Origin of the sequence: Protofrankia sp. CiT1 (genome assembly GCF_917627335.1) — a bacterium.
In the GTDB taxonomy this organism is placed as follows: Bacteria; Actinomycetota; Actinomycetes; order Frankiales; family Frankiaceae; genus Protofrankia.
In genome coordinates, this window is record NZ_CAKJTP010000234.1 from 1 (window position 1) to 2,442 (window position 2,442).

The 2,442-nt window shown below is 61.9% G+C and carries 2 protein-coding genes; both read left to right on the forward strand.

The features are described 5' to 3' along the window. Positions 1-838 precede the first annotated feature (838 nt). Positions 839-1,141, forward strand: coding sequence for a hypothetical protein (locus MJ785_RS20585; RefSeq protein ID WP_239382424.1), 303 nt, complete (start codon positions 839-841; stop codon positions 1,139-1,141). A 321-nt stretch (positions 1,142-1,462) separates the two neighbouring features. Beyond that, positions 1,463-2,442, forward strand: a 980-nt coding sequence (locus MJ785_RS20590) for an ISAs1 family transposase (RefSeq protein WP_239382426.1), incomplete at its 3' end; no start/stop codon positions are given.

The window sequence follows — 2,442 nt, forward strand, 5'->3', positions numbered from 1 at the left end:
TGGGCGGATGGCCGCGAGCGCGGCGTCGATGGTCATGGCACCGACGAGAAGCAACAGTACCGCGGCGGTTACCGGCGCCGCCCATTTCGGCACCCGGACGGGACGTATGAAAACCCCGACAACGGCGGCCGTCAACAAGGAGAGCTGAACAACCGCCACCGTGCTCATGCTATCTCTCGTTGAAGAGCGCACCGCAGAACAGGTCTGATGCCGATGGGAACGGTCAGAAGACAGCCTCCATCGGCATCGGCCGCACAGCGTCCAGGTAGCCGTCGAGTTCGCCTAATTCGAATCGGCACATACCGATGACGGTGTCCATTCAGGGGGGGTGGCCGTAGCCCGCTGACCTTGGGGTTTGTGTTGAGGGGACACGTCGCGGTCGTTGCTTGATCCTGGTCGACAGGTGGGTCCTCGGCGACCGCAACAGCGGCGCCTACCTCCACAAGTACGCCTGGACGCCCATCGTCCGACATGCCCCGGTACCCGGCAGGAACTCACCCGATGATCCTGACCTCGCCCGTTACTGGGGCGACCGGCGGCGCAGACGAAAGCCGCCCCAGCTGGCGAAATCCCGCCTCAGCGCCATGCGCGCCCAAGACGGAACCTGCCCGCTGTGCGGTCTGCCGCTGCTGTTCGATGGCGACCCGCCGGACTCCCCTAGCCAGTGGGAGCACTGGTACGCCGCCGTCGGCAGGGTGATGACCTACACAGACATCACCGACAGCGAGAACCGGACGAAACACCGCCTTGTCCACACCGGCTGCGCCCGTCGGCATGGAGACGGAACGCGGCCAGCCCGGACCAGCAGAACAGGAACCCGCGCGCCCCAGAGGCGTGCTTGAGCCGTGTGCCGCGACGAGTGGCAAGCACGGTTCTGACGGGGCCCCGGCGCAGCAATGCGCCGGGGCTACCGGACAACAAGGTCCACTGGGTGCATGATGTGACGTTCCGTGAGGATACTTCCCGGGTTCGGACCGGCTCCTCGCCCCGCACTATGGCCACACTCCGTAACCTCAGCATCGGGTTGATCCGTCTCGCTGGCTATACCCGCATCGCCCCGACCATCCGCAGAATCCGTCACGACAACGCCCTGCTCCTGACCATCCTCACCCTCGACAACCCCGTTGACCTGCACCAATGATTTTGCGGGTCACCCTCAGGGGTGCGCGAAGGTCGCACAGCGTTACGATCTACTACTTTTTGTAGTCACCTTGTGAGGCCATCCACATGCACCGTGGAAGGGTATAGTGCGCTTCAACGCTGCCCCGCCTACATCGGTCGAGATTCGCCAACATATCGGCGCGGCACGTCGCGTGTCGACCAGAAGAATCTGCTGGAACGTGATGGGCGACCTGTGGCCGCTGCATTATCTGACATCTGACGTACCGTTGTGATGAAAATGACCTTCCGGTCGGGATAATGAAAGTACCAGAAACACAACCCCAACCGAGAAGGCCATCGCATGTCATCATGCCAGACCGGCGCCACCCTGTCGAACGGCCATGACCACGCCGGCGAGAATACGGCCAGCAGACTTCTCGAGATGCTGCGCCAGGTGAAAGATTTCCGGGCGGCCCGCGGAAAGATCTACAACATTGATTGTATTCTCGCTGTCGCGGTTGTCGCGACACTCGCTGGCGCCGCGAACTACCGCCAGATCGGCCGACGGGCCGGCGACCTTCCGCAACGCCTTCTCGCCCAGCTCGGGGCGCCCTACGATTATTTTCGCGCGTGGTACGAGGCGCCGAGCGAGAGCACGATTCGGGATGTCCTGACACAGGTCGACGCGGACGTGTTGGACCTTATCGTCGGTGCCTGGCTGCATGAATGCGCGACACGTGATCGCGACGGTGATCTGGTACTCGCGCTGGATGGGAAGGTTCTGCGGGGCGCCTGGACCGATGAGAACGCGCAGGTCACACTGTTTGCCGCCATGATCCATGAAGACGGCGTCGTCGTCGCCCAGACCCTGGTTCCCAGCAGCACCAACGAAATAACCCAGGTGGGGAAGCTGGTAAAAATGATTAAATATACACGGGGGCGAGCCATTATCACGGCAGATGCGGCCCACACGCAGTTCAGAACCGCGATTCTCCTCCATAAACGCGGCATCGACTACGTCCTTACCGTCAAACGAAACCAGCCCACCCTTCACCGCCATGTCTTCGAGCGCTGTCTTCCGTTACTCCAGGAAGCCCCTCATCACGAGGAAGAAGAACGCTCACACGGACGCATCAAGCGGTGGGCCATCTGGACCGCAACCGCCGAGGACATCCGCTTCCCGTTCGCACGGACGATAGCCATAATCCGCCGAGAGGAATTCGACCTTGAAGGAAACCGACTCACGAAAGAATACGCCTTCATCATTACCAGCCTGCGGGGAAGTCGTGCCACCCCCGCCGCCATTCACACCCATGTTCGTCGGCACTGGGAAATCGAAAA